This window comes from Lentibacillus kimchii, from assembly GCF_055381965.1.
The window spans coordinates 1,764,627-1,788,565 of the sequence record NZ_AP043934.1; the positions used below are offsets into that span (position 1 = coordinate 1,764,627).

General features: G+C 44.2%; 21 protein-coding genes, 2 tRNA genes and 1 other annotated feature. Of the genes, 4 read left to right on the plus strand and 19 right to left on the minus strand.

Annotated elements, in window-relative coordinates; translation table 11 throughout:
• The first annotated feature begins 37 nt into the window (after nucleotides 1-37).
• Together ACZ444_RS09510 and ACZ444_RS09515 are read left to right on the plus strand one after the other, a co-directional pair.
• A complete protein-coding gene (locus ACZ444_RS09510; RefSeq protein ID WP_382360653.1) occupies nucleotides 38-955 on the plus strand; it encodes an ATP-grasp domain-containing protein in 918 nt (305 codons plus the stop codon).
• Complete coding sequence (locus ACZ444_RS09515) at nucleotides 930-1,787, plus strand: ATP-grasp domain-containing protein (protein ID WP_382360650.1); 858 nt, start codon at nucleotides 930-932, stop codon at nucleotides 1,785-1,787. Before ACZ444_RS09510 ends, ACZ444_RS09515 begins: the two co-directional genes overlap by 26 nt.
• Nucleotides 1,788-1,811: 24 nt before the next feature.
• On the opposite strand, the gene ACZ444_RS09520 is transcribed toward ACZ444_RS09515, so the two are convergent.
• The gene (locus ACZ444_RS09520) at nucleotides 1,812-4,457 is read right to left on the minus strand and encodes a valine--tRNA ligase (RefSeq protein ID WP_382360647.1); all 2,646 of its coding nucleotides are present in this window, start codon (nucleotides 4,455-4,457) and stop codon (nucleotides 1,812-1,814) included.
• Between the two features lie 54 nt (nucleotides 4,458-4,511).
• Nucleotides 4,512-4,742, minus strand: a binding site (T-box leader).
• Between the two features lie 129 nt (nucleotides 4,743-4,871).
• Here ACZ444_RS09520 and ACZ444_RS09525 point away from each other — a divergent pair.
• The gene (locus ACZ444_RS09525; RefSeq protein WP_382360644.1) at nucleotides 4,872-5,060 is read left to right on the plus strand and encodes a hypothetical protein; all 189 of its coding nucleotides are present in this window, start codon (nucleotides 4,872-4,874) and stop codon (nucleotides 5,058-5,060) included.
• Here ACZ444_RS09525 and ACZ444_RS09530 read toward each other — a convergent pair.
• The 13 genes from ACZ444_RS09530 to ACZ444_RS09590 all read right to left on the minus strand — a co-directional run bounded on the left by ACZ444_RS09530 (nucleotide 5,057) and on the right by ACZ444_RS09590 (nucleotide 20,959).
• Nucleotides 5,057-6,049 (minus strand): phosphotransferase, encoded by a 993-nt coding sequence (locus ACZ444_RS09530; protein ID WP_464433286.1) that lies wholly within the window; start codon nucleotides 6,047-6,049, stop codon nucleotides 5,057-5,059. The genes ACZ444_RS09525 and ACZ444_RS09530 overlap by 4 nt on opposite strands.
• Nucleotides 6,050-6,190: 141 nt before the next feature.
• The gene (gene spoVID, locus ACZ444_RS09535) at nucleotides 6,191-7,267 is read right to left on the minus strand and encodes a stage VI sporulation protein D (protein WP_382360638.1); all 1,077 of its coding nucleotides are present in this window, start codon (nucleotides 7,265-7,267) and stop codon (nucleotides 6,191-6,193) included.
• A 155-nt stretch (nucleotides 7,268-7,422) separates the two neighbouring features.
• The gene (gene hemL, locus ACZ444_RS09540) at nucleotides 7,423-8,712 is read right to left on the minus strand and encodes a glutamate-1-semialdehyde 2,1-aminomutase (protein ID WP_382360635.1); all 1,290 of its coding nucleotides are present in this window, start codon (nucleotides 8,710-8,712) and stop codon (nucleotides 7,423-7,425) included.
• Nucleotides 8,713-8,733: 21 nt separating this feature from the next.
• The gene (hemB, locus tag ACZ444_RS09545; RefSeq protein ID WP_382360632.1) at nucleotides 8,734-9,714 is read right to left on the minus strand and encodes a porphobilinogen synthase; all 981 of its coding nucleotides are present in this window, start codon (nucleotides 9,712-9,714) and stop codon (nucleotides 8,734-8,736) included.
• Nucleotides 9,715-9,728: 14 nt separating this feature from the next.
• A complete protein-coding gene (locus ACZ444_RS09550) occupies nucleotides 9,729-10,499 on the minus strand; it encodes a uroporphyrinogen-III synthase (RefSeq protein ID WP_382360629.1) in 771 nt (256 codons plus the stop codon).
• Nucleotides 10,499-11,428 carry a hydroxymethylbilane synthase gene (gene hemC / locus ACZ444_RS09555; protein WP_382360626.1) on the minus strand — a complete coding sequence of 310 codons (930 nt, stop codon included), beginning with the start codon at nucleotides 11,426-11,428 and terminating at the stop codon, nucleotides 10,499-10,501. The genes ACZ444_RS09550 and hemC overlap by 1 nt, the downstream gene beginning before the upstream one ends.
• A gap of 21 nt (nucleotides 11,429-11,449) precedes the next feature.
• The gene (ccsA, locus tag ACZ444_RS09560) at nucleotides 11,450-12,166 is read right to left on the minus strand and encodes a cytochrome c biogenesis protein CcsA (protein ID WP_382360623.1); all 717 of its coding nucleotides are present in this window, start codon (nucleotides 12,164-12,166) and stop codon (nucleotides 11,450-11,452) included.
• A gap of 123 nt (nucleotides 12,167-12,289) precedes the next feature.
• Entirely contained in the window at nucleotides 12,290-13,654 is a 1,365-nt protein-coding gene (gene hemA, locus ACZ444_RS09565; protein WP_382360620.1) for a glutamyl-tRNA reductase, read from the minus strand.
• Nucleotides 13,655-13,861: 207 nt separating this feature from the next.
• On the minus strand, nucleotides 13,862-14,443 hold the full coding sequence (gene yihA, locus ACZ444_RS09570; protein WP_382360617.1) for a ribosome biogenesis GTP-binding protein YihA/YsxC: 582 nt from the start codon (nucleotides 14,441-14,443) through the stop codon (nucleotides 13,862-13,864).
• Nucleotides 14,440-16,761, minus strand: a complete 2,322-nt coding sequence (gene lon, locus ACZ444_RS09575; RefSeq protein ID WP_382360614.1) for an endopeptidase La — start codon at nucleotides 16,759-16,761, stop codon at nucleotides 14,440-14,442. The genes yihA and lon overlap by 4 nt, the downstream gene beginning before the upstream one ends.
• Nucleotides 16,762-16,977: 216 nt before the next feature.
• Nucleotides 16,978-18,258, minus strand: a complete 1,281-nt coding sequence (gene clpX / locus ACZ444_RS09580; RefSeq protein WP_382360611.1) for an ATP-dependent protease ATP-binding subunit ClpX — start codon at nucleotides 18,256-18,258, stop codon at nucleotides 16,978-16,980.
• Between the two features lie 286 nt (nucleotides 18,259-18,544).
• Nucleotides 18,545-19,831: a trigger factor gene (gene tig / locus ACZ444_RS09585; protein ID WP_382360608.1), complete on the minus strand. Its 1,287-nt coding sequence runs from the start codon at nucleotides 19,829-19,831 to the stop codon at nucleotides 18,545-18,547.
• A 144-nt stretch (nucleotides 19,832-19,975) separates the two neighbouring features.
• On the minus strand, nucleotides 19,976-20,959 hold the full coding sequence (locus tag ACZ444_RS09590) for a tetratricopeptide repeat protein (protein WP_382360606.1): 984 nt from the start codon (nucleotides 20,957-20,959) through the stop codon (nucleotides 19,976-19,978).
• A gap of 367 nt (nucleotides 20,960-21,326) precedes the next feature.
• Between ACZ444_RS09590 and ACZ444_RS09595 the strand changes: the two genes are divergently transcribed.
• Nucleotides 21,327-21,530, plus strand: coding sequence for a helix-turn-helix domain-containing protein (locus tag ACZ444_RS09595; RefSeq protein WP_464433287.1), 204 nt, complete (start codon nucleotides 21,327-21,329; stop codon nucleotides 21,528-21,530).
• Between the two features lie 134 nt (nucleotides 21,531-21,664).
• Here the strand turns inward: ACZ444_RS09595 and ACZ444_RS09600 are convergent.
• From ACZ444_RS09600 to rph, 5 genes are all read right to left on the minus strand, one after another.
• Nucleotides 21,665-21,738: transfer RNA gene (locus ACZ444_RS09600), tRNA-Arg, on the minus strand.
• A gap of 14 nt (nucleotides 21,739-21,752) precedes the next feature.
• Nucleotides 21,753-21,823: transfer RNA gene (locus ACZ444_RS09605), tRNA-Gly, on the minus strand.
• 155 nt (nucleotides 21,824-21,978) lie between these two features.
• Nucleotides 21,979-22,491: a metallophosphoesterase family protein gene (locus ACZ444_RS09610; RefSeq protein ID WP_382360600.1), complete on the minus strand. Its 513-nt coding sequence runs from the start codon at nucleotides 22,489-22,491 to the stop codon at nucleotides 21,979-21,981.
• A 9-nt stretch (nucleotides 22,492-22,500) separates the two neighbouring features.
• The gene (locus tag ACZ444_RS09615) at nucleotides 22,501-23,103 is read right to left on the minus strand and encodes an XTP/dITP diphosphatase (protein ID WP_382360597.1); all 603 of its coding nucleotides are present in this window, start codon (nucleotides 23,101-23,103) and stop codon (nucleotides 22,501-22,503) included.
• Nucleotides 23,100-23,867: a ribonuclease PH gene (rph, locus tag ACZ444_RS09620; protein WP_382360594.1), complete on the minus strand. Its 768-nt coding sequence runs from the start codon at nucleotides 23,865-23,867 to the stop codon at nucleotides 23,100-23,102. Before rph ends, ACZ444_RS09615 begins: the two co-directional genes overlap by 4 nt.
• Between the last annotated feature and the right edge of the window lie 72 nt (nucleotides 23,868-23,939).

The window sequence follows — 23,939 nt, forward strand, 5'->3', positions numbered from 1 at the left end:
ACCCTTGCAATTTGCATGAAGAAAGGAACATAATCCCATGAATCTTACTGGTTGGATTGTCTACAACGGCTACCTGCCGGGAACGAAATTCCGTGATTTTGCTGAATGGATCCAGCGCGCCGCCGCTAATCAGGGCATTCGAACAACAATTTACAAAAATAATCATCTGCTGAGCTGCCTGACATCTGATTCAGTCGGTCTGGTTGATACAGAAACCAGGCCTGATTTTGTTGTCTTTCTCGATAAAGATATTTATTTGGCCAGGCAGCTGGAATTGATGGGAATTCGTGTTTTCAATCATGCAGAAGCGATTGCCGCAAGCGACGATAAAATCGCCTCCTATCAAGTGCTGGCAGCTCATAATTTCCCGGTTCCCAAAACCGTTATCGCACCTAAAGCTTTTTATAATACCGGGGCTGATACGATCGATGACTATCAGAAAGCTGTACAGCTGTTAGGTTTTCCCCTGATTGTTAAAGAAGCATTCGGTTCATTTGGTGAACAAGTGCATCTTATTCATAATCAACAGGAACTGACTGATACGATACAACAGCTGCAAGGGCGTTCATTTATGATGCAGGAATTTATCGCGTCCAGCTATGGACAAGATAAACGTCTGCATATCGTTGGCAATAAGGTTGTTGCTGCCATGAGGCGGCATTCGGCCAGTGATTTTCGCTCTAATATTACAACAGGCGGAACAATGGAGGCTTATCAGCCGACACAAGAAGAAGAACGTCTCGCAATTGCCACGGCAAAAGTCATTGGTGCCGATTTTGCAGGTGTGGATTTATTAATTGGCCCTGATGGTACGCCGATTATTTGTGAAATCAATTCAAATGCTCATATCCGTAATCTCTTTGATTGTACCGGTATCAACGCAGCAGATGCGATGATGGCTTATATCCAACAAGAAATGAGGCATAACCATGGAAGGCTGGCTGATCTACCGTAAAACAGACGCTGAAACCAATAAACATTTTATCCGCTGGTTCCAGACTGAGGCAGCTCATGAACAAGTAAACCTCCGGCTGATACTGCGAGAGAATTTAACCATTGGCATCAGCGATGGTGAGCCAGCTATACACCTTAACGGCGGGGTTGTGACCCGGCCTGATTTTGCGGTTGTCCGTACCATTGAGCCGCTTTTGAACCAGCATCTTGAAAGCCTGGGCATCAGCGTGTATAACAACGCTGATACAGCTCGTATCTGCAATCATAAAGGTCTGACGCACAGTCATGTGAGTTCGCTGGGGATTCCCACAAATGATACATTGTTTGTCGATCCAAACAGCGGGCTCACAGAACAGGCTCCGATGGCATATCCCTTTGTTATGAAAGAAGCTGGCGGCAGAGGCGGTCAGAATGTTTATTTAGTTACAAACACCCCTGAATGGGAACAGTTAAAAGATATATGCTTCCCGGATGACTTAATTATTCAGTCAGCGCAGCATATTCAGCTAGGCCGTGACGTGCGTGTATTTGTTGTCGGCTCCACGATTATTGGAGCCGTTCTGCGAAAAAGCGACCATGATTTCCGGGCCAACTACAAATTAGGCGGTTCGGCGGTTTGGTATCGGCTTAGCAGTCAGGAAGTTGCTATCGTCAGCCGAATTACAGCTTCTTTTCAATTTGGGATGGTGGGAATCGACTTTCTGCTTGATCAGAACGGAAGGTTTATCTTCAACGAAATAGAAGATGTTGTTGGATCCCGGACGTTGAGCGCAGTCAGTGATGTTAATATTCTCAGACACTATATTCAGCATATTAAAAGCGAGAATCCCTGACTAGAGAGGATTCCCGCTTGTTTTTCAATTCTTTAGTTCTTCCAGTCGTTCCTGCACTTTAGCTTGTTTTTCAAGGTAGTCTTGTTCCTTTTGCCGTTCGCTGTCAACCACTTGCTGTGGTGCCTTATTTACAAACCCTTCATTGGCCAGCTTTTTCTGGACACGCTCCACTTCATTCGTCCATTTGGTTAATTCTTTGTCCAGCCGTGCAATTTCCTGATTAATATCGATCAAACCTTCCAGAGGCAGGAATAATTCTGCTCCTGTGACAACGGCTGACATGGCTTTCTCCGGCGCTTCCACATCCGTGGCAATAATGAGATCACTCGGATTGCAGAAACGTTCTAAATAATGACGGTTGTTTTCCAGTTCAGCACGAATCGCATCATTTTCCGGCTTGATATACAATTGAATCTGTTTCGACAGAGGCGTGTCTGCCTCCGCGCGGCTATTGCGCACTGATTTAATTATCGCTACAAGCCGTTTCATATCACTGGCAGCCTTATCATCATGAAATTCAGCCCGGGGCTCCGGCCATTTGGCAACTGTAATCGATGCCCCTTTATGAGGAAGTTTCTGCCATATTTCTTCCGTAACAAATGGCATATACGGATGCAGCATACGCATCGTCTGATCAAGAACATAGGCAAGCACCGAACGTGTTGTCTGTTTGTGTTCTTCATCATCCCCGTATAAAGGTAATTTTGCCATTTCAATGTACCAGTCGCACAAATCATCCCAGATAAAGTTGTAGAGGTGGCGCCCTGCTTCACCAAACTCATATTTATCCGTGTTTTTGGTAACGTGTTCAATCGTCTCGTTCAGGCGTGTTAAAATCCATTTATCTGCGAGTGATTTTTCACCTGTTAAATCAATAGCATCGTAAGATAAGTCACCCATATTCATTAAGGAAAAACGGGACGCATTCCAAACTTTGTTGGCAAAATTCCATGTTGCTTCAACCTTTTCCCAATGAAATCGCAAATCCTGTCCAGGTGTTGAGCCTGTCAGCAAAAAGTATCGCAGTGAATCGGCACCATACTGGTCAATCACGTCCATTGGGTCAACACCGTTTCCAAGTGACTTGCTCATTTTACGGCCTTCGGAATCACGAATAAGACCATGGATCAGCACATCTTTGAACGGACGTTCGCCCGTGAATTGTTTTGATTGAAAAATCATGCGGCTTACCCAGAAGAAGATGATATCATAGCCTGTAACCAACACATTTGTCGGGAAGTACCGGTTGAAATCAGACGCTTCTTCATCTGGCCAGCCCATGGTTGAAAATGGCCATAATGCGGAAGAGAACCATGTATCAAGAACATCAGCGTCCTGCTCCCAGTTTTCAATATCAGCCGGCGCCTCTTTGCCGACATATACCTCGCCAGTTTCTTTATGATACCACGCGGGAATCCGGTGGCCCCACCAAAGCTGCCGGGATATACACCAATCACGAATATTCTCCATCCAATGCAGATAAGTCTGTTCAAACCTATCAGGAACAAAATTAACTTTTTCTTCTCCATTTTGAAGTTTAATAGCAGCATCAGCAAGCGGCTGCATATTAACAAACCATTGGGTAGAAAGATACGGTTCAACAATAGCTCCGCTTCGTTCTGAATGACCGACTTGATGAACATGATCTTCAATTTCAAATAAGACGCCCTGCTCCTGCAGGTCACTGACAATTTGTTTCCGGCATGTGAATCGGTCCATACCCTGATACTGGCCGGCGTTTTCATTCATAGAACCATCTTCATGCATGACAAGGATCCGTTCAAGGCCGTGGCGATTCCCAATTTCAAAGTCATTCGGATCATGAGCGGGGGTTATTTTCACCGCACCTGAGCCCATTTCCATATCAACATAAGAATCGGCGACAATGTCCATTTCCCGGCCGACAATAGGCAGGACAACTGTTTGACCAATCAGATGCTGGTATCGTTCATCATCGGGGTGAACTGCCACCGCTGTGTCACCAAGCATTGTTTCCGGACGGGTTGTGGCAATGTCAATCATTTCATCACTATTTTTAATCGGATACCGCATATGATAGAACTTGCCTTCGATTTCTGCATATTCCACCTCAATATCCGACAGAGCTGTCTGGGTATCCGGATCCCAGTTGATAATATACTCACCACGGTAGATTAAGCCTTGTTCATACAGACTGACAAACACCTCACGGACAGCATCAGACAAGCCTTCATCCAGTGTGAACCGCTCCCGGGAATAAGTCAGACCGAGCCCCAGTTTTTCCCACTGTGAGCGGATGAACGCAGCATAATCCTCTTTCCAGTCCCAGGCGGCCTCCAGGAATTTCTCCCGGCCCAGATCGTAACGGCTTTGCCCCTGTTCTTGTAATTGTGCTTCAATTTTAGCCTGTGTTGCAATTCCAGCATGATCCATACCAGGCATCCATAACACATCATAGCCTTGCATCCGTTTCATTCTGGCAATGGTATCCTGCATTGTCGTATCCCAGGCATGTCCCAAATGCAGACGTCCTGTGACGTTTGGCGGCGGGATGACGATCGAAAACGGCTCTTTTGTCTTATCGTCAGCCGGCTCAAAAAAATCACCATCCACCCAGAATTTATAAAGACCCTGTTCAATGTCATGTGGGTTATACTTCGATGGCATCGACGTTTCATTAGCTTTTCCCATCCTAATTCCTCCTTATGTCAGTCGTTAAGACCATTAAAAAAACCTTTCCATCCATAAAAGGACGAAAAGGATCTTCTCCGTGGTACCACCTTCATTCATGGGCATACCAAACCCATGCACTCTCGCAGGAACATGATAACGGACTCAGCCGGCTCCCTCTACTGAATTCAAAGAAGCAGCATCCTGGGCGACCTTCCAAAATGATTGCGCCCGGGAGGTTCCCACCATACACGCTCCCTCTCTTCAGAGCCTTCATTCTGTACTCTTCCCATTCTAAGCTTTTCACACAATATAAGTCTTTTAGTTTTTTCATTTTATCATGTCTGCCGAGAAAATCAACTATATCCCATAAGATTAGCACAGAACCAACCTATTTATACATAGTATAATACAAAACGGAAGAGGTGAACAAGAATGTCCCGTCATTACCGATACCGGCTGCCGTCCTGGGCTAGAAATTGCATAACCGTTGTCGAAAAAGTCACCTTGCCTGTCTTAATCTTTCAGCTCATTCGCACGCTTCTCTTTCCAACTTCACTGGATGTTTTCCTGCTTGGTGCACTTGTTGGTTTATTCATCGCCTTTTATTTAGAATGGATTTAAGTTTCTGTTCCCGCTGAATCTTCATAGCTGTTCTCAGCATGAGCCATAAAATCTGACCAGGCAAGTCCCGCATTAAGCTGCCGAAATGCGATCTCCAGCTGCTGGGTTCGTTCTATCATTGTTTGCTGCCTCGGACTCTGCACATAGTCATCAACCAACGATATGTAAGCTGCTGGATCCAGCAGATGAATGGCCAGCAGATGTTGTTCACTTGTCATCAACGGATTTTGCTGATTATAGACCGGGAATAGGCTGACCACCTGACCCAAATTCTCGTCGAAGGTCTTAGCCATCCCATGAAACAGCATCGCTAGATCAACGACGGGATGATCATAGGCAGCATACTCCCAATTCAAAAACAGGGTATCCCTGTTATGACGTACATGGGGTAACGTTAAGTGCCTATGACATAAACTGCAATGCCAATCTGAATTCAATTCCAGCTCTTCGATAAAATGATCAATGTGGTAATTAAGTTCTGTGAATACCTTTACCAATACACGGTAATGCGTACACACTTGCAATTCAAATGGTGACATATAACGGCTTTGCTCAAATTGATCAATGCTGCGAATTAATTCATGACGGCGTTCAGTATTTATTTTCTGATAATCATTAAAATAATGCTTAACCGAATTGATATCAATTGAAATAGGGGTTTTTGTCCTGGCATGCAGATCCCCAATCGCCTCAAATGTGTGACGTACACTCTTCTCATGCGTTAATTCAGCATCAGGGACCCAAGGCGTCAAATAATAGTAAGCATCGTCGTCTGCTGCATATAAGCGTGATTGCTGGGTTAAAAAGACAGGCAGAATCGCTGACAGCTGCCTGGCATGAGCCTGATGATAGACCTGTTCCCATGCCTCGACCGTATTCTTGGTGAGCCGGCTCTTTTTTAAGGCATAGACATCCTGGCCAACACTCACTTTATACAAACGTGGTGACACTTGTTCTGTCTGATCCAGCATAATTCCATATTCTTTCATTATGCTCCTGATTGCCTCCATTATGCTTGCCACCCCTTATAGAACGTATTCTGGATATCCTGAACATCGTCAGTCAGTTTGAGTGCTATATTCCGAAAACAGACACCCCTTACCGGAAAAAAGCAAGGGGTGTATTAATAACTATGAATTCTTTTTATGTGGAATATAAAGGAGCTGTCCCTCTTCCAGATCTTCTTCTTCCGCAAACCGATTTTGCCTTAATAGATGAATAGCCGAAATCTCATACCGCTCCGCAATGGACTCGATCGTATCATCTCTTTGCACAATACATAACCGCATTTTACTATGCGTTTCTTCCTCATCATCGCCGAACATATCGGCCAAATAACGTATCTCTTCCAGAGACGAAGAGCTTTCGTCACTGTCGTTCTCGTAGTCTTCTTCCGTTAGTTCTATAGCCGCTGAAGCCGGTTCCGCATAATCCTCCGATGATGTCGTCCCTAAGCTTGACTCTTGCTCCAGCGTTTCTGGATTGGCTTTTTCTTCTGTTCCGAAAAACTCAGACAGTGTCTGGGATTTTTTATGTTTCAATCGTTCCTTTTCAGGTGAAGGTGATGTCTGTTTCGGATCCTCATCTTCCAGTGGGGCTGTCTCCTGTGACAATGCCGGAGGAGGTGTCATATCAGCTGCGTTCTGTTCGTCAGTGCTTTCGTCTTCCTGATCCATTTTCAAATCAAAAGCAAACGAATCCCCGCTGCCCCTAAGCAACTCTGGTGAATCCGCTGTTTCCAAATTACTGTCGGGCGGTTGAGACGATTCAGCACTGACCCCCCGTATTTCAACAGTTGACTGTAATTTCAGCTGATTCGGATTGAGGAGCTCATAATCGAACGCGCCAATATTGACTGTTACATCATCTGTATTGTGCACGCGATGCGTCGGAACTGAAATTTCAATTGGAAAACGATGCGAGAATTCAGCCTGATCCTCATCAACGCTCACCACATTTTCGATATAACGTTTGGCTTGATCTTCCGCAAATTCCGATAGTTCTTCTTCTTTCGGCTCCCGGGCAGCATCTTTCAAATAAGAACCCCGAAGTTCCATCACGCCTTTTATGGATACATAATCATTAAGGGGGTGTATCGAAATTTCCGGATCCAGTGAAATGCCAGTCATTTCACCAACTTCCTGTCCTGTCTCAAAATAAAGTGATTCATCCAGATCAAAACGAAAGATTTCCTGATTGCTTTCCACTAAGATTTCCTCCCTTCTGCCTATGCGTCATATACTTGACGGCCTCAATGCAACTATATGCGAATGTGACTGGTGATATGATTTTTGGACAAAAAACAGGCACATTCCCGATAATAATAAAAGCTATTCCTGTTTCGGAATAGCTTTTATCAGTGTTATTTTTCAATTTTAGAGAATGCTCTACGTGCGGCTTCAATCGTTTGCTCGATATCATTATCTGTGTGAGCCGTTGACAGGAAAACACCCTCAAACTGTGATGGCGGTAAAAAGATGCCTTCTTCAATCATCATCCGGTAATATTGAGCAAAATAATCGACATTAGCCCTTTGCGCTGTTTCAAAATTAATCACTGGCTCATTTGTAAAGAAGAAGCCAACCATTGATCCAGCCCGATTGACCTGAAGCGGGATATCATAATCAATCGATGCTTGCTCATATCCTTCAATAAGTCTGTCCACTTTACGATTAATGGCTTCATAAGCTGTTTGATCCAGCGCATTTAATGTTTCATAACCAGCTGTCATGGCCAAAGGATTTCCTGATAAGGTACCACCCTGATAAACCGAACCAGTCGGGGCAACCTTCTCAATAATCTCACGTCTGCCCCCATAAGCAGCAACCGGCAGACCACCACCGATCACTTTTCCTAAACAAGTCATATCAGGTGTTACGCCAAAATACCCCTGAGCACAATTATAATCAACGCGAAAGCCGGTCATAACCTCATCAAATATAAGAAGTGAACCATTATCGTCCGTTATGTCCCGAAGATCATGCAAGAAATTAGCCTGTGGCGGCACAACACCCATATTTCCTGAAACCGGCTCAACAATCACAGCTGCAATATCATCACCGTATTCGGAAAATGCATAACGTACACTGTCCATATCATTATAGGGAACTGTAATAGTATGTTGTACAATTGACTCTGGAACGCCCGGGCTGTCAGGCAGTCCAAGCGTTGCTACTCCAGATCCAGCCTTAATCAGCAGAGAATCACTGTGGCCATGATAGTTCCCTTCAAATTTCAGGATTTTATTGCGACCAGTATAACCGCGGGCAACTCTTAAGGCGCTCATGGTTGCTTCCGTCCCTGAGTTAACCATTCTCAGCATTTCTATGGACGGCACACGCTCCTTGATAAGCTCAGCCAGTTGATTTTCTTTTAAAGTCGGCATACCAAAACTTGTTCCTTTTTGAACAGCTTCCTGAAGACCAGAGACAACACGATCATCAGCATGTCCCAAAATGAGCGGCCCAAAGCTAAGCGTATAATCGATGTAAGTATTGCCATCAATATCGTATATCTTAGAACCTTTCCCCTGATCCATGAATATCGGTGTCATATCTACTGATTTAAATGCTCTTGGAGGCGAATTGACACCGCCGGGCATTAAATTCACGGCTTGTTTATATGCTTCCTTTGATCTGTCAAACTGACGCAATATGATCACCTCAAGAAAAATTTAGTTTTGAAGCCATGCCGCAGCATCTTTAGCAAAATACGTAATAATGATATCAGCACCCGCACGTTTCATGGCTGTTAATTTCTCCAGAACCAATTGCTGTTCATCAATCCAGCCATTCAATGCAGCTGCTTTTATCATAGCATATTCACCACTTACATTGTAAGCAACAACCGGCGTATCAAAATGATTGCGCACGTCACGAACGATATCCAGGAATGATAAAGCAGGTTTAACGATTAAAAAGTCTGCACCCTCGTCGACGTCTGTCCCTGCTTCTCTTAATGCTTCACGGCGGTTGGACGGATCCATTTGATACGTCTTGCGATCACCAAATTGCGGCGCGCTGCCCGCTGCCTCCCGGAATGGACCGAAGAATGCCGAGGCATATTTGACCGCATAAGACATAATTGGAATATTTTCAAATCCTGCTTCATCCAGTGCCTGCCGAATCACCGTTACAAATCCGTCCATCATGCTGGATGGGGCAATAACATCTGCACCCGCTTCTGCTTGTGAAACAGCTGTTTTGGCATGCAGTTCCAGTGATTTATCATTATCAACATCACCATTGTGAATCACGCCGCAATGGCCGTGTGATGTATACTCACATAAACACGTGTCAACGAGGACGAGCATGTCCGGTGCCTCTTGTTTAATAAGCCGTGTGGCCTTTTGAACAATGCCATCTTCCGCGTAAGCTCCACTGCCCTGTTCATCTTTTTCATCCGGAACACCAAACAGCATCACCGACTTGATACCGAGTGCTTGCAATTCATCCATTTCCTGTTTCAGCTGATCAAGCGATAGTTGATAAACGCCTGGCATTGAGGGAACTTCATGTTTGATAGCGTCGCCCTCTGTAATAAATAGCGGATAAACCAAATCATCTGTAGTCAAGTGATTTTCACGGACAAGCGATCGCATTGCTGCGGATGAACGCAGACGACGATGCCTTTTAAATTCCCATGTCTGTTGCATGATTATCGGTCCTTTCAATTCTTTGTAAAATAAGTTTCCAGTCTCCTCACCATACCACCGATTGTAAATTCCTCCGGGACAAGCAGATTGCGAAATCCAAATGACGCTGCCCTTTGTTCGGTTGTTGTCCCAATACAACAGATAGGCGTCGCATCTGCAAGCGGAACGTTTTTCATCTCCATGAAGGCATTAACTGACGACGGACTGGTAAATGTTATGGCATCAAATCTCTGCTGGGTGATTGTAGCATTGAGCTGGTCTTTCATCTCATGATGAACGTCTGTTCTGTACACCTCCATGGTATTATAACGAATCCCCTGTTCGTTGAACCATACAGGCAGTATACGCCGGGATAAGTTGCCCTGGATAAGCAATACGGGTTCTTCCAGTTGTGTGTGTTCAGAGAAAAACTCACGCGTCATCGTCTCGGCATTATAGGTTGTTGGTATGAAATCAGCCTGATACCCATAGCTTTCCAGCACACGTGCCGTTTTACGGCCTACAGCCGCAAACTTGCTGCCGGCTGTAAAATCCTGCACTGCCTGTTCCTCGCTTAGAAAGTTAAAAAAACAGGACACGCCATTAGCACTCGTGAAAAACAGCCATTTGTATGTGCCTGGGCTGCGGAGAAGCTCTTTGTTGGACGTATGATGCTGACAAGTGATTTTCAGCAGCGGCACTTGAACGGGCACACCGCCATACTGCGAAATCTGATCGGCAAAAACACTGGCTTGTTTTTCCTCACGGGTGATCAGAATCTGTTTTCCTTGTAACCCGGAGACCATTAACTGTCAAGCTCCTCTTTTATCTGCTCAATAATGTCTTTAGCACCGCGACCGATTAATTTATTCGCTGCTTCTGCGCCAACCTCTTCCGGATCCGTTCCCTGCACATTTTCCCGTAACAGCGTTTCACCATCGGTTGTGCCAACAAACGCCGTCATATGAATATCACCATTTTCCAGCCGTGCGTGACCGCCAACCGGTACCGAGCAGCTGCCTTCAAGTATTTTGAGGAGTGTTCTTTCCGCCGTCACCGTTTGTGCTGTTTCCTGATCATGAATGAGAGCTAAAAGGTCGCGCAGCTCGTAATCTTCTTCCCGGCACTCAATCGCCAGTGCACCCTGTCCGACAGAAGGAACACATACGTCAGGCTCCAAATACTCAGTAATCAGTTCCTCGCTTAAACCAACACGTTTTAACCCGGAAACAGCCAGTACAATAGCATCATAGTCTTCTTCATACAATTTCCGGATGCGTGACTCAATATTTCCCCTGATCCAGCTGATCTCCAGGTCAGGGCGTTCCGCCAGTATTTGAGCCTTACGCCTTAAACTGCTGGTACCAACAATGGATCCTGCCGGTAAGTCTTTCAATGGAATGTCATCTTTGGCAATCCAGGCATCACGGTGATCCTCTCTGACCGGAATCGTTGTGATAACGAGCCCTTCAGGCATTTCTGATGGGACGTCCTTCATACTATGGACAGCCATATCAATTTCCTTGTTGAACATGGCCTTTTCAATTTCCTTAACAAACAGCGCTTTGCCGCCAACTTTAGACAAGGTTACATTCAAAATCCGGTCACCTTGTGTGACAATTTTTTCAACCTGAATATCGTTCGTAATACCAGCTTGTTTCAATTGATCAATAACCCAATCTGTCTGGGTCAGGGCAAGATTGCTCTTTCTCGTTCCTGCGACAATTTGACGCATCCGGAATCCTCCTTACGTCTTCTACGGCAGATGAAAGTTCGATAAACTGCTAAACAGAAAGAAATTAATTAATAAAAGCAGAAAGGCTGCCGAATTATAGCTGGAAATAGCTTTTCCCTGATAGCCTTTACCTAATCTCAGCACAAGATATAGGACATAGAGTCCGAGAACAAGCAGTGATCCGAGCGTTTTCAGATCAAACCAGTAAAATTCAGCGCCGGCAAAATACGCCCAGGTTACCCCGAGTACGATTGCAATCGTTAGTAATGGAACCCCGAGCGTTATAGCTTTAAACGAGTACGTATCGAGCTGAGACAGATCACCAATCTGCCATACCCAGCGAAAACCTTTTTTCCGTTTCAAAAGCCTGTATTGAATAAGATACATGAGAGAAAAAATAAACGAAACGGTGAAAAAACCATACGCAGCGAAGGCCAGAGTGATATGCGCTATCAGCATCTCATGAATCAGGCCAGCCCCTTGTTCAGGCGCTTGCTCTGACATTTTGGCTGAGATCGAGAATAAAAGCGTAAAAAACCCAAGCAAGTTCAAAAAGAACAGCGTTAACTGAGCACGTGAAAATTTACTGATAACAAGTGAAAAAGAAATAAGAATCCAGGAATAAAACAAAAGCCCGTCATTCAGCGTTAAGACCGGAAAGCCTTTTTCTACAAAAACTTGCTGCAATAAAAACACCGTTTGCAAGAGCCAAACCACACACAGGAGCCAGAAGGCCATTCTGCTGACCCTCCGGTCGGGTTGTATAAAATCGATAAAATACCCTACGAGACTCAAACTATAAATGACCAGTATTATTTCCTGAAACCATTTAACTGCGTCCATAACAGCAACCCTTTCCTGTTAAGGCGATGATAAACTGTTCGTAGCCGGAGAAGGCGTATGTTCATTTAAATTCGTACTGCTGTATTTTTCCGCCTGTCTCTCTGATTCCTCATTAACTTCATCTTCTATTCCAAAAGTCGCAATAAATTGCTGGAGCGCTTCCTCTTTTCTATCAGCTGCAGCTAACTCTTTTGCTTGTGTTACCGGCTGTTTTAACAGCTGGTTGATAATGCTTTTTGTATGTTTATTCAAGACCTTTTTTTCACGTTCAGTTAAGTCAGGCATTTTCCGCTCAATGCTTTTCATCGTTTCCGTTTGAATGGCCAGTGCTTTCTTTCGAAGTCCCGATATAACTGGAACAACGCCCAGTGTCTGGACCCATTCATTAAAAGCAGCAATCTCATCATCAAGCATTGTTTCAACACCTTCTGCAGCTGCTTTTCTGGATGCCAGATTTTCGTCAACGACATGCTGCAGATCATCAATATCATACAAAAATACATCATCGAGCTCGCCAATTTTTGGATCCATGTCTCTTGGAACAGCAATATCAACCATGAAAAGTGGCCGCCCTTTGCGTTTTCGCTGCACGGTTTCCATAAAGTCTCTGGTTAATACAACAGAATCAGAAGCTGTTGAGCTAATCAGAATATCCGCATTCTGCAGTTGTTCCTGCAGTTGTTCAATCGGTTTCGCCTGACCCTGAAAAGTTTGTGCCAGAGACTCGGCCTTGGCAAATGTCCGGTTAACAACAGTGATGTCAGAAGCTCCTGATCCATGCATGTTTTTCGCGGCTAGTTCGCCCATTTCACCAGCACCGTGAATAACGACATGCCGTTTCTGTAAATCACCAAATATCTTCCTGGCAAGTTCCACCGCGGCATAACTGACCGATACTGCCTGCTGGCCAATGGTTGTGTCTTTATGAACTTTTTTGGCAAACGTAACTGCTCGTTTGAACAATTCATTAAAAATCGTTCCAGTCGTTTGTTGTTTTTGTGCCGTAGAAAAAGCAGCCTTCATTTGGCCTATTATCTGGGTCTCGCCTAAGACTATTGAGTCCAGTCCGGTTGTCACACGGAACAAGTGATCAACTGCTTCGTCACCTTCAGCTATACGCAGATAAGATGACAAAAAACTCAAGTCAACCTGAAACCAATCAGCCAAAAACTGTTTAATATAATAACGCCCTGTATGAGCCTGATCAACTACAGCAAAAACTTCCGTCCGATTGCACGTGGAGATAATCACATCTTCAAGAATACTTTTTTGTCTCTTGAGCTGCACCATTGCCTGATCGAGCTTATCTTCAGAAATCACATACCGTTCTCTGATTTCCAGAGGGGCTGATTTATAATCAAAACCAACTTTAAGTAAATCCATTGCTATACCCCCAACAAAACATCAGTTAATCTTTATTATAACATGAATAGACGTCGAACGTTATTTAAAATGTGAACGGACTTTGAAACCCAAACACGTGTTGAATAAAGCATTCCGTCACTAGCCCATAGAAATTTCAAAATATCAGCTTAAATACTATTAGGTTAGATACGAATCCTTCCGGTATACCGGAAGGATCATATCTAATCAGATATATTGTCTGATTCTGCGCCAGACGTCATCCTTTCCCTCACCCGTTTCAGCGGAAAAGGGTATAATCGCATCCTCAGGTTCAATATTGAATGCTTGAGTTGTCTGGCTCAAATGTTTAGCGCGCTTGCCTTTTGAGATTTTGTCAAGCTTCGTTGCAACGATCAAAACCGGCAGTTCAAAGTATTTCAAGTAATCATACATCTGCACATCTCCATCAGTCGGTTCATGTCGTATATCCGTTATCAGCATACCAGCCTTCAGCACATCACGCGTCGCAAAATATTCCTCCATCATGACACCCCACTTTTGACGCTCCTGTTTCGATACTTTGGCATAACCATAACCAGGAGCATCAACAAAGTAGAATAGGTCATTGATTTTATAAAAATTCAACGTTTGTGTTTTGCCAGGCTTTGAGGAGGTACGGGCCAGATTTTTTCGCTGAATAAGCTTATTGATAAATGACGATTTCCCGACATTGGAACGGCCGGCCAGAGCGATCTCAGGAAGCTTGTCAGCCGGGTACTGTTTTTGGCTCACGGCACTTATGACGATTTCAGCATTTGTTACTTTCATGTTTTCTCCTCCGTCAGTGCATGTGTTAACACTTGGTCTAAGTGATTAACTTTGATAAAGGTTAACGCGTCACGCACACTTGTGGGTATGTCTTCGATATCTTTGGCGTTGTCTTCTGGAATAATAATGGTCGTGAGCCCAGCACGATGGGCACTCAATGATTTCTCTTTCAATCCGCCTATCGGTAATACACGACCACGCAGTGTTATTTCTCCCGTCATGCCTACTTCTTTCTTAACAACCCGTCCTGTCAGAGCCGATATAAGAGCTGTAGCCATCGTGATGCCAGCTGAAGGTCCGTCTTTGGGCGTGGCACCTTCGGGAACATGAATATGAATATCATATTTGTCATGAAAGTCCGGGTCAATTTCGAGTTCTTCTGCACGCGCCCGGATATAGCTGAAGGCAGCCTGGGCAGATTCTTGCATGACATCACCTAGTTTCCCGGTGAGAGTTAATTTGCCCTTCCCGGGATAATGTGATACTTCAATCGATAACGTGTCACCGCCAGCCGTCGTATAAGCGAGCCCTGTTGCTGCTCCAATTTGATTCTCTTCTTCCATTTGTCCATATCGGAAAAGCGGTTTACCCAGAAGTTCCTCTAATTTCTTCTCCGTGACAATAACGCGCTTTTTTTCACCGGAAATCATGATTCTCGCCGCTTTCCGGCAGAGATTAGCCAGCTGCCGTTCCAAGCCGCGAACACCTGCTTCACGTGTGTACATTCGAATTAACTTCAACAGTGCTTCTTCACGGATCTGCAGGTCACTTTTGCCCAATCCATTTTCCATCAGCTGCTTCGGCAATAAGTGATCTTTAGCGATGTGTAATTTCTCAATTTCAGTATAGCCGGAAATGGTAATCAGTTCCATACGATCCCGCAGTGGTTCCGGTATGCTGCCTGCATCGTTAGCCGTCGTAATAAACATGACATTGGATAAATCGTACGTTTCTTCAATGTAGTGGTCGCTGAACTGATTGTTCTGTTCCGGATCCAGCACTTCAAGCATCGCAGACGACGGATCACCATTGAAATGACTGGCCATTTTATCCACTTCATCGAGCAAAAACACGGGGTTAACCGTTTCTGCTTTTTTCATTCCTTGTATAATACGACCGGGCATCGCACCAATATAAGTACGTCTGTGTCCACGAATTTCAGCTTCGTCACGAACACCCCCGAGCGACATGCGAACAAAATGCCGGTTAATCGTGCGGGCGATCGATTGAGCCAGTGATGTCTTACCAACACCAGGCGGACCGACCAGACACAGAATCGGACCCTTAATCGATTGAGTCAGTTTTCGAACGGACAGATACTCAAGCACACGTTCCTTTACTTTTTCAAGTCCATAATGATCCTCATGGAGCGTTGCTTCAGCTCGATCAATTTCAAACGTATCTTCGGTCTGAACTGTCCATGGCAATGCCACCAGCCACTCAATATAATTTTGAATGATCGAACTCTCCCCTGAGCTTTGGGGGACTTTTTCAAATCGTGCGAGTTCTTTTCTGGCCGCATCAGCTACCCGGCCGGGCATATCAGAAGCCTCAATTTTTTCACGGAGCTCTTCAGCGTCTCCGGATTTGCCGTCTTTCTCACCCAATTCCGTCTGGATAGCTTTTAGCTGTTCCCGCAAATAATATTCCTTTTGCGTTTTTTCCATCGACTGTTTGACACGCTGTCCAATCTGTTTTTCGAGATCCAGTACATTTTTCTCGTTTGAAAGCAACTCCAGCAAATGGTTCAAACGTTCTTTGACATTCACCATTCCCAAAAGATTTTCCTTGTCTGGTATTTTCAGAGACAAATGTGAGGTTACAATATCGGCCAGTCTGCCTGGTTCTTGAATATCAGAAACAGCAGCCAGTGTTTCGTTTGTCAGTTTTTCTGAGACATTTATGTATCGCTCAAATTGGTTGAGCAAGGAACGCTTTAATGCTTCCTCTTCATCCGCATCATCGTGTTCATCTGTCAGTTCATTGATGTCAACTGCGAGCATTTTATCGTCATCTGTAAATTGGTTGACTTCCGCGCGATAAAGACCTTCCACCAGGATTCTTATCGTTCCATTGGGAAGTGTCATCATCTGTTTAATATACGCGACTGTTCCCACTGGATAAACATCGCTGGGTCCAGGCTCCTTAACACTCACTTGCTTCTGGGCCGCAAGGAAAATCGTCTTATCTTCCATCTTAGCCTTTTCCAGAGCAGCGACTGATTTATCACGGCCAGCATCGATATGCAGCACCATGGAAGGGAAAACAAGCAGCCCGCGCAATGGTAGAAGAGGAAGTTGTATCGATTCTTTAGTCATTTTGTAAGGTACCTCCATCAAGACTGGGTTTCAAGCTCTAATCTGCAGGCAGCCATTTATCATTCGAAATATGTGAGAGCTGACGTTAGCTCATGTATTCAGCATACAACATAGAAAGAGACTGACACCAACTATTGGACTTCTGCTCCTGAAATGCCATCTTGAGCGAAGTCAAATAAATGCCAGTCTCTGACTCATTTCAGTTAATTTGTTGACTTAAGCACTTTCTTTGGGAAGTTTTTCGTTTTCATCCTGAACCGTGCCGTCCTGGAATACGACCTTAGGACGCCCGTTCTTTTTCTCGACCGTATCTTTTGTGATGATACATTTACTAAGATCCTCGCGTGTCGGTATCTCAAACATAACATCAAGCATGATACTTTCAATGATGGAACGCAGCCCGCGTGCACCCGTTTTCCGTTCGATTGACCGATTCGCTATTGACCGGAGAGCCTCATCTTCAAACTCGAGATCAACATTATCGATTTCAAACAGTTTTTCATATTGCTTAACAAGAGCGTTCTTCGGCTGTGTCAGAATGTCGACCAGTGCATTCTCATCCAGCTGTGCCAGACTGGCAACAACCGGAATTCTTCCGATGAACTCAGGTATCAGCCCATATTGCAAGAGATCTTCCGGCAGGATTTGCTGCAGCAATTCACTGTCATCCATATCCTGCTGGGCATCATCCGAACCGAAACCAATAACCTTTTTCCCAAGACGGCGTTTAATGATCTGGTCAATACCATCAAAAGCACCACCGACAATAAACAGAACATTCGTTGTATCAATCTGAATGAATTCCTGATGCGGATGCTTACGACCACCCTGTGGCGGCACACTGGCAACTGTACCTTCCAGTATCTTCAAGAGAGCCTGCTGAACACCTTCACCGGATACGTCACGTGTGATGGACGTATTTTCCGATTTACGGGCAACTTTGTCAATTTCATCGATATAAATAATACCTTTTTCAGCTTTTTCAACATCATAATCAGCCGTCTGGAGCAGCTTCAGCAGAATGTTTTCCACATCCTCACCGACATAGCCAGCTTCTGTCAGCGAAGTAGCATCTGCCATGGTAAAAGGAACATTCAAAATCCGTGCCAAAGTTTGCGCCAGCAGTGTCTTACCGGAGCCGGTCGGGCCAAGCATAGCAATGTTACTCTTTGACAGTTCAACATCATCGGCATTATTTTTGGGTGCATTGATTCGTTTATAATGATTATAAACCGCTACAGACAGGTTCTTTTTAGCTTCATCCTGACCGATGACATATTCATTCAGCATCCCGTTAATCTCATTCGGCTTAGGCAATTCTTCAAATTCCGTTGCCTCTTCCGTTCCCAGTTCTTCTTCTACAATTTCAGTGCAAAGTTCAATACATTCATCACATATATAAACACCTGGGCCAGCTACTAACTTGCGAACCTGGTCTTGACCCTTTCCGCAAAATGAGCATTTCAATTGCCCTTTTTCTTCATTAAATTTAAACATGCATTTCACTCCTAAAGTTTAAATCTGCTACTTGTCATATGACCTTCATTAACTTATCGTCATCATATCAAATGACTATGCGAAAACAAAATAATAACGCTTTTTCAAACGTCGTTTTACTTAAATTGGCAGCAGATCCAGAAAGACTGGCATATCGTTGGCTGTTTCATTCTTTCATTAGCGTATGCCAAGAGTACAGGATAGATAACAAAAATAACCTAACAGTTTAAAACAAGGTGCGTAACACCGCACCTTGTTTTAACATCTTATTAACTTAAAGTCAGGGTTAGACCGTTTGACTATGGTCAACTAAAAACTCAATCGATTTTGTTCCCTTCAATTCTTCTTTAAGTGCATCGGTATTTCCGCCGAGCATTTGTTTCAGCTGATCAGCATCTGTACCATACATCGAGGCCATTTTGTCGATTTCTTTATCAACATCTTCATCGGTGACTTCCAGGTTTTCCTGATAATAAACAGCTTCCAGCGTCAAATTCGTTTTGACACGTTTCTGAGCATCCTCACGCATCTGGTCTTTCAGAGCTTCTTTATCCTGCCCAGAGAATTGGTAGTACATATCCAAAGTCATGCCCTGTGATTGGAGCTGCTGTTCAAATTCCTGCAGCATACGGTCCAATTCCGTTTCGACCATTGCATCCGGAATCGTCACGTCAGCGTTATCAGTGGCTTGCTGGATCAAACTTTCACGCTTTTGATTCTCAGCATCCTGTTCGCGCTGGCTCTGCAATTCTTCTTTTTTCTTCTCTCGCAGCTCGTCCAGCGTTTCAATGTTCTCATCAACGTCTTTAGCGAACTCGTCATCCAAATCTGGCAGTTCTTTTGTTTTAATATCATGTATTTTAACCTCGAACACCGCTTCTTTGCCTGCCAGATTCTCAGCATGATAATCTTCAGGGAACGTCAGCTGAAGTTCGGTTTCCTCGCCTGACTGCTTTCCGACTAAAGCTTCTTCAAAACCTGGAACTAACTGGCCTGAACCAATCTCCAATGAGAAATCCTGGGCTTCTCCGCCTTCAAATGCCTCACCATCGGCATAGCCTTTGAAGTCGATTACCGCGGTATCGCCTTGCTCAATACTGCCTTCTTCTTTAACGACCAGCTCAGCTTGCTGTTCACGCTGCTGTTCAATGTCATCTTCAACATCCTGGTCTGTAACCTCAACGGACTGTTCTTCTACTTCCAGTCCTTTATAATCACCTAATGTCACTTCGGGTTTGACGTTAACAGTAGCCTTGAAGATAAGGTCTTTTCCTTTTTCAATCTGGTCAATATCAACATCCGGCTGTTCTATTGGTTCAATACCCGTTTCGTCCACAGCTTTGGAATAAGCATCAGGCAGCACGATATCCACAGCATCCTGATACAGGGACTCAACACCGAATCGTGATTCAAACAATTTACGAGGTACTTTCCCTTTACGGAAACCCGGGATCTCCACATCTTTGACAACTTTTTTAAACGCCTGGTCCAGTGCTTTATCGAACTCATCTGCACTGACGTCAAATGTCAGGACACCCTGATTCCCTTCCTGTTTTTCCCAATTTGCTGACATAACATACCCTCCAAAATCTATTAGTCCTTACATAACATAATAAAAGTCCTCAATATTTCATTCAAATGGTTATGCGTCATTTTGCACCAACTCATTATAACATAAATAGACCGCCTTTCAAGTATGGCAGACCTTTGATTAAGTCTAGGCCTCATCTATAACAGTCGAATAGATTGCTTCGCATGTTTTGATCTCATCAACGTATTTAGATACAGGCTTCCCTTCATTTGTGCGGGTGTTTGCAGGTTTTTGCAAATAATCTTTCCCAATTGCCATCAGGGCGTCCGCAATCGATCCGCCATCAGCTTCATGTGGCATAAATGGATAGCGCACATAAAGATAATGCCGCAACAGCTGAGCCATAAATTGAAAAAGAGTTGGATTTTCCTGTTCCTGATCATCGATGATCCTGGATACCTCCTGCATCACAGGATGGGTACGCAGCGGCGGTACTTGTTCTGGGGCAACCGTCAGATCTGCCCCTAATTTATGTATATGAATTTTTTCCGAAACCCCTGTTTCCTGAAACCAAACAAAAATGGCTGTCTTGGTCACTGGATTCACACGGTCATCAGCGAGCAATGGCTGCACTTGATCTGTTGGTTCAATGGACAGCTTGCGGAGCTGTTCAACAAGTGCATATTGCCGAACATGATTTGCTTCTTCGACGGACCGGAATAAATCGTTTATGTATTCGGTCGTCTTTTCCGCCCGGATCTCTTCGCGCAGTCTTCTGCTGACAGCATGCAGCTGCCTGAACTGTTTGGTCATATCGTCCGGGACTTTTCCTGAAGCCAGTTCCCGGTCAGCTTGATTCATCAGTAATTCATATTGATTTGTCTGGAATAATATCGTCAAGTAGATATGAATGTAGTCATAGTAATGATCGTCATGCCAAGTTAAAAGCGTTTCACAAAAGTCTTGTGCTTCCTGGTAACGATTCAATTCCATCAAGCATATCAGCCGGCCAATATTAATTTCCTGATTATAGATGCCGAAGTCAATTAACTCATTAAGCTTTTCCAGGGCGTCTTCATATCTTTTCTCCTTGATAGCCAAAAGACTCTCATCTTCTAAACGCCAGCGCCACTTTGGAAAAAGAATAACATTTTCCGGCGGATTCGCCATAAATTCACTCCTTTCAGCAGGAATCTGGAAGATCCAATCTCCTTATAACTGGTCAGCAGTTGCAGCATGCTGGCTATATAGTACCATATATAAGTGCTGCGTTAAAATGAATATTATTATACCTGACTATTTCTAAAGTATTAAGCCGCATTTAGCGTCGACGCCATGGGTATAATTTGTTTTGAAATCCCCCTAACTTTGCGAGCGAAATAAGTGGTGGTATCCGCAGACAAGTCGATGCCATCTTTCATTTAGATAGAAAGCCTAATAAACTAGAGTCAGTCATTTTTAGTATTGACTTTCTGACTGACGAAAACGAGTCGAAGGCAAAATAGACATGAACTTAAACTTAAAAGGAGAAACAACCATGATCAAATCGAACTTGAAGGAATTATTACACTCCAGAGATATTTCCATCCGGGAATTTTCAAGAAGAATAGGCTACCGGTACGAAAGTGTACGCCAATTATACCAAGGAAACAACGACCGTATTCCAGTTCCTTTAGTTGAGCGCATTTGTAAGGAGTTGAACTGTGATGTAGGCGATCTCTTCACCTACATACCTTCATAAAAGATAGTGAAAGCACGGACTGATGCCATGTATAACTGACCGTCAGTTACTTGACTGATATGGATTGGATATCTCAGTATATAAAAGAGCCTGAACCCTTATATGGCAAGAGATTCAGGCTCTTTTTAATGAAGTGTCCCAGGCAGGACTCGAACCTGCGGCCTATAGCTTAGAAGGCTATTGCTCTATCCACCTGAGCTACTGGGACATTTTGATACATAGAGCGGGTGATAGGAATCGAACCCACGACATCAGCTTGGAAGGCTGAGGTTTTACCACTAAACTACACTCGCATGTAACCTTTTACAGACAACGTTAATTATATTTATTTCCTGGCAATTTGTCAATAGATATCTGTATATAACATTTCTTTTTATATGCTGAAACGGATGGCTGCAGAAATCGACAAGACTGCCGATTTCTTCACTTCATCTCGCCGGCCAGCCGATTATGATAAAGAGACTGTCATTGATAAGTCTTGAACAAGGTCACCATCCGCTGTATAGAAATAGATATCAATGCTGTCCGGCTTGTCCCAGTCCATTAGCACATATGTTTTCTCGCTTCGTCCCCGGGGCAGAAGAATACTTCCTGGATTAATAAGGATTTGATTGCCAATTTTCTCTGCACCTGCCATATGTGTATGGCCAAAACAAACGACTTGCGCATGTTCTTCTTCAGCCCGGTACGCAATTGCAATCGGGTTTGTTTTGACCTCATGGAGATGTCCGTGTGCGATAAAAAATGTTATATCCTCAATAGTGCTGACTTGTTCCTCTGGGTATCTAGCATCTATATCACAATTGCCGCCTACTTTAATGAATCCTTTCAGTGCTGGATCATCCATTTCCAATTCCGAATCACCGCAGTGAATTTGATAATCAGGGCGGTGCCGTTGCACAATCGTTTTCAATTCCTCTGTTGAACCGTGGCTGTCACTGACAATTAAAACGCTTGTCATTGTATCACCTCAGTTGGCTGCATATGTCTGAACCCATGTTTCCAATTGATCCATGGCCTTACGACGATGGCTGATCCGGTTTTTTTCATCTGAAGAAAGCTCTGCCATTGTTTGCGTATAACCATCAGGAATAAACACCGAATCATAACCAAAACCGTTGACACCTGCTTGCTCAGTATTTATTATCCCCTCACAGAAGCCTGTTTTAAAAATGGTTGCGTCACCAGGGATGGCCACGGCCAGTACACAAACAAAGTGAGCGGTCCGGTCAGGCATGTCGATTCCGTCCAGTTCGTGCAGTACTTTATCAATATTTGTTTGATCATTTTTTGGTTCTCCGGCGTATCTCGCTGAAAAAATGCCAGGACGTCCATCCAACGCATCGATGACAAGTCCTGAGTCGTCAGCCAAGACAGGTTTCTGCAGCCATTCAGCAATCTGTTCTGCCTTTAAAGCTGCATTTTCCGCAAAAGTTGTACCCGTTTCCTCAATATCGGCGATTTCCTGAGACAATTCCGGAAGCGAGATGGCATTTATTGAATACCTGGAAAAAAAGGTTTTAAATTCATTTGCTTTACCTGCATTTTTTGTGGCAATTATAATCTCGTTCAAGGCGTATCTTCCTTTGTTTGTTTTGTTTCACCAATTCGTTCAGCAGACGTCCCAAGTATCGTTTTCTGCACAGCATTCAATTCTTGCATACCATTTTCGGCAAGTCCGAGCATGGTTTGCAGCTGTCCGCCTGTGAAAGTCGCTTCCTCGCCGGTTCCCTGTATTTCAATGAACTCATTCGCCCCTGTCATCACAATGTTCATATCAACAGCTGCTTCAGAGTCCTCTTCATAGTCTAAATCAAGCAAAGCTGTCCCATCGGGCGCAATACCAACCGAAACAGCTGCCATAAATTCTGTCACGGGCATTTTTTTAATGGTCCCATTCTGCAGAAGCTTATCAAATGCCAATACCACAGCAACAAAAGCACCGGTAATGGATGCGGTTCTCGTGCCGCCATCTGCCTGCAGGACATCACAATCCACCCAGACAGTACGTTCACCAATTTGTTTCAGATCGACAACTGATCTTAATGCACGTCCGATTAAACGCTGGATTTCCATTGTGCGTCCGCTTACCTTGCCTTTGGACGATTCACGTACATTACGCTGCTGTGTTGCTCTTGGAAGCATGGCATATTCTGCTGTGATCCAGCCTTTTTTCTGACCCCGCATAAAAGGAGGCACCCGATCTTCAATACTTGCATTACAAATAACTTTCGTATCACCACATTCAATCATAACGGAACCTTCCGGATGTTTAATATACCCTGGCGTTATGGTGATCGGTCGTAATTCATTATAGTCTCGCTGATCATGTCTCACTGACCCTAACCTCCTTCATAATGCGTCAGTTTATATATTAACATATTTTTTACCCGTAAACATAAATTATGA